Genomic DNA, 6,000 nt, shown 5'->3' with positions numbered 1-6,000 from the left:
GCCCCGGACGCCGACCAGCCCACCCCCGCCACCGACTCCGCGCCCCCGCGCCCCTAGCGGGGGGCGCGTTCACCATGCTGCCTATCGACGCGGCGGCGCACAGCAGTCGCTGGCGCCGTCGTCACCCCGTGGACAAGGCCGTGCTCGGACTCGGGCTGACCGTGCTGGCGATCTCGCTGCCGCCCTGGCCGGGCGCGGTCCTCGTCATCGGTACGGCGCTCGCCGTACTGCTCGGGCCCGCCGGAGTGCCCCCGCGCAGACTGTGGCGGGCGTACCGTATCCCGCTCGGCTTCTGCGTCAGCGGCGCGGTGACCCTGCTCGTCCAAGTCGGCGCCCCCGAAGGGTTCCTGACCCTGGACCCGAACGGCCCGGCCCGCGCCGCGGGGCTCCTGCTGCGAACCTCCGCGGCCTCGCTCGGCGTGCTGCTGTTCGCCTTCACCACCCCCATGTCCGATCTGCTGCCCCGGCTGGTGAAGGCCGGGGTGCCGCCCGCGGTCGTCGACGTCGCCCTGGTCACGTACCGCATGAGCTTCCTGCTCCTGGACTCGATGACCCTGATCCGCCAGGCGCAGGCCGCCCGCCTGGGCCACACCACCCGCGCCGCAACCTGGCGCTCACTCGCCGGACTCGGCGCCACCGCGTTCGTCCGCGCCTTCGACCGCGCCGCCCGCCTCCAGGCCGGACTCGCCGGCCGCGGCTACGACGGCACCCTGCGCGTCCTGGTCCCCGAGGCCCGTATCTCGCCGCGCTTCGTGGCCGCGTCCGCCACCCTCCTGGTCGCCCTGGCGACCCTCACCCTCACCCTGCACCCCGTACTGGAAAGGCCCCTGGGATGACCGGCCAGGCCCCCGCACCCGCCGCCCTGGACGTCGCCGCCGAGGTCGAACTCCGCGGCGCCTCCTACGCCTACGACGAGGGCCCCACCGTCATCGACGCCCTTGACTTCGGCATCACCCCGGGCCGCGCCCTCGCCCTGCTCGGCCGCAACGGCAGCGGCAAGACCACCCTGATGCGCCTGCTCAGCGGCGGCCTCCGCCCGGCCAACGGCACCCTGCTGCTCGACGGCAAGCCCGTGACGTACGACCGCAAGGGCCTGACCCGGCTGCGTACCACCGTCCAGCTGGTCGTCCAGGACCCGGACGACCAGCTCTTCGCCGCATCCGTCGAACAGGACGTGTCCTTCGGCCCGATGAACCTCGGCCTGCCCGAAGACGAAGTACGCGCCCGTATCGACGAGGCCCTGACCGCCCTCGACATCACCGCGCTCCGCGACCGCCCCACCCACCTGCTCTCCTACGGCCAGCGCAAACGCACCGCCATCGCCGGCGCCGTGGCGATGCGCCCGCGCGTACTCATCCTGGACGAACCCACCGCGGGCCTGGACCCGGACGGTCAGGAACGCCTCCTGGACACCCTGGCCCGGCTGCGCGCCGGCGGGACGACCGTCGTCATGGCCACCCACGACGTGGACCTGGCCCTGCACTGGGCCGACGACGCGGCCCTGCTCGTCCCCGGCGGCGTACACCTCGGCCCGGCACCCGACGCGCTGGCCCGCCAGGACCTGCTCCACAAGGCGGGCCTGCGCACCCCCTGGGGCATCGCGGCCGCCCAACTCCTGCGCACCCAAGGCCTGTTGACCGACGCAGGCACGGGCCCGCGCACCCCGGACGAGCTGGCGGCCTGGGGGAGCGGCACGGAGTCAGCCGTACGGGACCACCGCCACCGGGCAGGTGACATGGTGCAGGACTGAGTGCGTGGTCCTGCCCAGCTGCCGCCCCACCGCACCGCGGCGGCGGCCCAGGACGAGCAGGGACGCGCGCGTGGCGGCCTTCACCAGCTGATGCCTCGGCCACCCGTAGACGAGGTGCTCGACGACCAGGACGTCGGGGAACTTGTTGCACCACGGCCGCAGGACCGCGGACAGGGCCTGCGCCCTGGCGTTCTCCAGGGTGGGCGCGTCGTCCCTTGCGGCCGATGCGTGCCCGGTCGGTGCGTGCGCGTGCCCGGCGTGCGCGGGCAGCGACCAGGTGTGCAGCACCTGCAGCGACGTACGCCGGATCGCGGCCGCGTCGAAGGCGTGCTCAAGCAGCTCGTCCCCGGCGTGGTCCGGATCGAGGCCGAGCACGACCGGCCGATAGGGCGTCCTGACCGACGGCTCCCGGTCGGAGCCCAGGAGGTGTTCGTCCGCGGGGTGTTCACCCGCGCGTACGAGCACCACCGGGCACTCGGCGCGAGCCACAACCGCCGCTCCCACCGGGCCGACCAGGAATCCCCCGGACGTGGTGAAGACACGGGAGCCGAGCACGAGTTCCGCGGACTCGGCCGCTGCGGACAGCAGCGCGGGAGCCACGGGTCTGAGGGTACGCCGGGCGACGATCTCCAACGCCGGATGGGCGTAGGAGAGGGTGATCGCGGCACGGTCCAGGAGAGCGGTCGAACGGTCGGCACCACCGCCGGGTCCCGACCGGGGCGCCGGGTCTTCCCCGGCGTGCAGCAGCCGCAGCGGCAGCCCGCGGCGCAGTGCCTCACGGGCCGCCCACTGCGCGGCGTCCAGGCTCTCCCGAGAGCCGTCGACACCGACGGTGACAGGGCGCCCCCGGGGGCGCGGGGTAGCGCGGCCCGGAGTGCGCTGTGCCCTCGTGCTGCTGGTCCCGGTGCTGTGTGGGTCATGCCGCATGGCGGTTCACTTTCTGGTGTGTCCCGAACGAGTCGCCGCGGTGCCGCGTACCCTCCGACGCTGACAGCGGCCTGTCGGGTCCGGGAGGGGCGAACTGGCCCTCACGCAAGGGCCATTCGGCCCTGAACAGGCCCAACCACCCCCGAGTGCGGCTACCGTGAGACATCAGCGCACTACGCTGTGTCTGTAGGGGGGAGCCTCATGACCGAAGTCGGGACAGAAGGCGTCGGGCTGCCGCAGTTCCGGCTGGACGAGCTGCTCGACGAGCTCCAGGCGCGGATCGAGTCGGTCCGGGGCACCAGGGACCGGCTGCACAGCCTCCTGGAAGCGGTGCTCTCGGTGGGGCGGGAGCTGGACCTGCCGCAGGTGCTGCGGCGGATCGTCGAGGCCGCCGTGACGCTGGTGGACGCGGAGTACGGAGCGCTCGGGGTCATCGGAAACGGGAACAAACTCGACGCGTTCCTGCCGGTGGGGATCAGCGACCAGGTACGGGCCGAGATCGGAGACCTGCCGTCCGGGCACGGGCTGCTCGGGGAACTGATCCGCAACCCCAAGCCGCTGCGGCTCGCCGAGCTGTCGGAGCACCCGGCGTCGTCCGGATTCCCGGCGCACCATCCGCCGATGCGGTCCTTCCTGGGGGTCCCGATCCGGGTACGCGACCAGGTGTTCGGCAACATCTACCTGACCGACAAGCGCGGCGGGGTCGCGTTCGAGGCCGAGGACGAGTCACTGCTGTCGACCCTGGCCGTCGCCGCCGGCGTGGCCATCGAGAACGCGCGGTTGTACGAACACGCACGGATGCGGGAGCACTGGCTCCAGGCGAGCGCGGAGGTCACCAGCGAACTGCTGTCCGGGGCGGCCGAGAGCCATGTGCTCAAGCTGATGGTCGAGCGGGCCCGTCGGCTCACCTCCGCCGAACTCGGCGTCGTCGAGCTGGTGCAGGGCGGTGACACGCTGCGCGAGGTGCTCGCACTGGGAGTCGGCGCCGAGGGGCACCAGCGAGAGATCGCCCCCCAGGCGGGCACCCTCACCGGGGCCGCGCTGCGGGCGGGTGCCCTGGTCACCACGCCGGACCTGCGCAACGACCCGCGGGTGACGTTCCGGCCTGAGCGGTGGGAGGGGGTCGGCCCCGCCGTGGCGGTCCCGATGAGTACGCGTGAGGGGGTGCGTGGGGTGCTGCTGCTCGCGCGCAGCGCCGGGCGGGCGCCCTTCGCCGAGACGGAGACCGCCCCGCTGCCCGGATTCGCCGGGCAGGCCGCGCTCGCCCTGGAGCTCTCGGACCGACGGCGGGACGCCGAGCAGGTGAGCCTGCTCCAGGACCGCGACCGGATCGCCCGGGATCTGCACGACCTGGCGATCCAGCGGCTGTTCGCCACCGGGATGACCCTGCAGAGCGCCGAGCGGTTCGTCGACCATCCCCAGGCGTCCGAGCGGTTGCTGCGGGCGGTCGACGACCTCGACACCACCATCAAGATCATTCGGTCGACGATCTTCGGGCTGCGCGCGCATGACACACCGGGTGCCGGTTCCGGGCTGCGGATGCGGGTCGGGAGGGTGGTGGAGGAGGCCGTGACCGCGCTCGGGTTCACCCCGGCCCTGCGCATCGAGGGGCTGGTCGACACGGACGTACCCAAGGATGTCGCGGACGAGGCGCTGGCCGTACTCGGCGAGTCCCTGGCCAACACGGCCCGGCACGCGGGCGCGTCGGCCGCCGAGGTCTCCCTCCTCGTACGCGACGGTCGGCTCAGCCTGGTCGTGGCGGACGAGGGAGTGGGCATGAGCGACGGCGTACGACGCAGCGGCCTGCGCAACCTCGCCGAGCGGGCGGAGGCGTTGGGCGGCGAGCTCAGCGTCGCCAGGCGCCCCGAGGGCGGGACCCGGCTGGAGTGGCGGGTCCCGCTGCCCGACAACGCGTGACCTTCCCGCCGATGCTCACGTGACCTCCCCGCCGATGCTCAGAGCCTGTCTTTGAACCCCCGCCTGCGCCCCGAGGCCACGCACTGGCTGTATCCGACAGCTGCCGCGCGGCGGGCGCTGCGCCCGCGCTCCGCGCGGACGACGGGGGTTTAAAGACAGGCTCTCAGGGGGGCGGCGGCTTGACCTCGGCGGCGATCACCGCGGCCTGCACCCGACGCTCAACACCCAGCTTGGACAACAGCCGGGAGATGTGGTTCTTCACCGTCTTCTCCGACAGATACAGCTCCTTGCCGATCGCCCGGTTGGTGAGCCCGACCCCCACCAGATCGAGGATGGCGCGCTCGCGCTCGGTCAGCGCGGAGAGCCGGGCGTCCTCGGCGACTTCCGCCTCCGGGCCGCGCAGGCTGGCCATCAGCCGGGCCGTGGTCGCCGGGTCGAGCAGCGACTGCCCCGAGGCGACCGTGCGGACCGCCGTGACCAGATCAGTGCCCTTGATCTGCTTGAGGACGTACCCCGAAGCCCCCGCCATGATGGCGTCAAGCAGCGCATCCTCGTCATCGAACGACGTCAGCATGAGGCAGGCCAGCTCCGGCATACGGTCACGCAGCTCGCGGCAGACCGTGATGCCGTCGCTGTCGGGCAGCCGGATATCGAGGACCGCGACGTCCGGACGGAGCGCGGGACCCCGGATGAGCGCCTGATCGCTGGTCGCGGCGTCGCCGACCACGACGATGTCCGACTCGGCTTCGAGCAGGTCGCGCAGCCCGCGGCGGACCACCTCGTGGTCGTCGAGAAGAAAGACCTTGACCGGGTCTTGTGCGGAGAACGTACGTGCGCTCATGCCTTCCCCTCAGGGTAGGGACCCGAGTTCGATCATCCGCTGCCCCTGCCCCCCGAAACAGGGCCGAGTGGCCCACACTCCGCACTCCACGCCGTCGCCGTCGTCACCGATGGCCACCGCTGGTCACGCCGCACCACTCCCATAGGGCGCGTACAGATCAAGCAGCCGAGTCCTGGCCGCCTGCAGCCGATGGGCCAGCACCTTGGCGACCCACATCTCGATCGCCGCCCCGAACTCACGATCCTGCTCACACAACTCCCGTACCTGCGCCGCGTCGAACTCGTAAGCCCGCACCGGGCTCAACGCCGACGCACCGAGGTGCCAGACATGCGGCGGGATCAGCCAGGACCAGCCGACGAGCTCACCGAACCCGATGCTCTCGATGACCGGAGGGCGACGGCCCGGCACCCGCACGTCCAGGGTCACCGTGCCGGACCGGATGATCCAGAACCGGTCGGCGCGCGCTCCCTCCTCGAAGAGCCGGGCGTCCTGCGGAAAATTGACCTCACGGGCGACGGACATCAGCCGAGCGCGGTGCTCGGCGGACAGTGCCTCAGCAACCCGA

6 protein-coding genes are annotated in these 6,000 nt (G+C 72.5%); 3 read left to right on the top strand and 3 right to left on the bottom strand.

Features of this window, described 5'->3' with window-relative positions; all coding sequences use genetic code 11:
- Positions 1-74: 74 nt before the first annotated feature.
- A complete protein-coding gene (cbiQ, locus tag U9R90_RS26100; RefSeq protein ID WP_411059805.1) occupies positions 75-836 on the top strand; it encodes a cobalt ECF transporter T component CbiQ in 762 nt (253 codons plus the stop codon).
- Positions 833-1,750: an energy-coupling factor ABC transporter ATP-binding protein gene (locus U9R90_RS26095; RefSeq protein ID WP_411059116.1), complete on the top strand. Its 918-nt coding sequence runs from the start codon at positions 833-835 to the stop codon at positions 1,748-1,750. The genes cbiQ and U9R90_RS26095 overlap by 4 nt, the downstream gene beginning before the upstream one ends.
- Here the strand turns inward: U9R90_RS26095 and U9R90_RS26090 are convergent.
- Positions 1,700-2,677, bottom strand: coding sequence for a universal stress protein (locus U9R90_RS26090; RefSeq protein WP_411059115.1), 978 nt, complete (start codon positions 2,675-2,677; stop codon positions 1,700-1,702). The two genes, U9R90_RS26095 and U9R90_RS26090, sit on opposite strands and share 51 nt — an antisense overlap.
- 201 nt (positions 2,678-2,878) lie before the next feature.
- Between U9R90_RS26090 and U9R90_RS26085 the strand changes: the two genes are divergently transcribed.
- Positions 2,879-4,594 carry a GAF domain-containing protein gene (locus tag U9R90_RS26085; protein WP_411059114.1) on the top strand — a complete coding sequence of 572 codons (1,716 nt, stop codon included), beginning with the start codon at positions 2,879-2,881 and terminating at the stop codon, positions 4,592-4,594.
- Positions 4,595-4,757: 163 nt separating this feature from the next.
- Here U9R90_RS26085 and U9R90_RS26080 read toward each other — a convergent pair whose 3' ends face one another.
- Positions 4,758-5,435, bottom strand: a complete 678-nt coding sequence (locus U9R90_RS26080) for a response regulator (protein ID WP_411059113.1) — start codon at positions 5,433-5,435, stop codon at positions 4,758-4,760.
- Between the two features lie 123 nt (positions 5,436-5,558).
- The gene (locus U9R90_RS26075) at positions 5,559-5,957 is read right to left on the bottom strand and encodes a Crp/Fnr family transcriptional regulator (protein WP_411059112.1); all 399 of its coding nucleotides are present in this window, start codon (positions 5,955-5,957) and stop codon (positions 5,559-5,561) included.
- Between the last annotated feature and the right edge of the window lie 43 nt (positions 5,958-6,000).

The organism is Streptomyces sp. E11-3, assembly GCF_046540415.1.
GTDB lineage: Bacteria > Actinomycetota > Actinomycetes > Streptomycetales > Streptomycetaceae > Streptomyces.
Note: the sequence above shows the minus strand (reverse complement) of the source record. Positions and strands in the feature narration are given on the sequence as shown.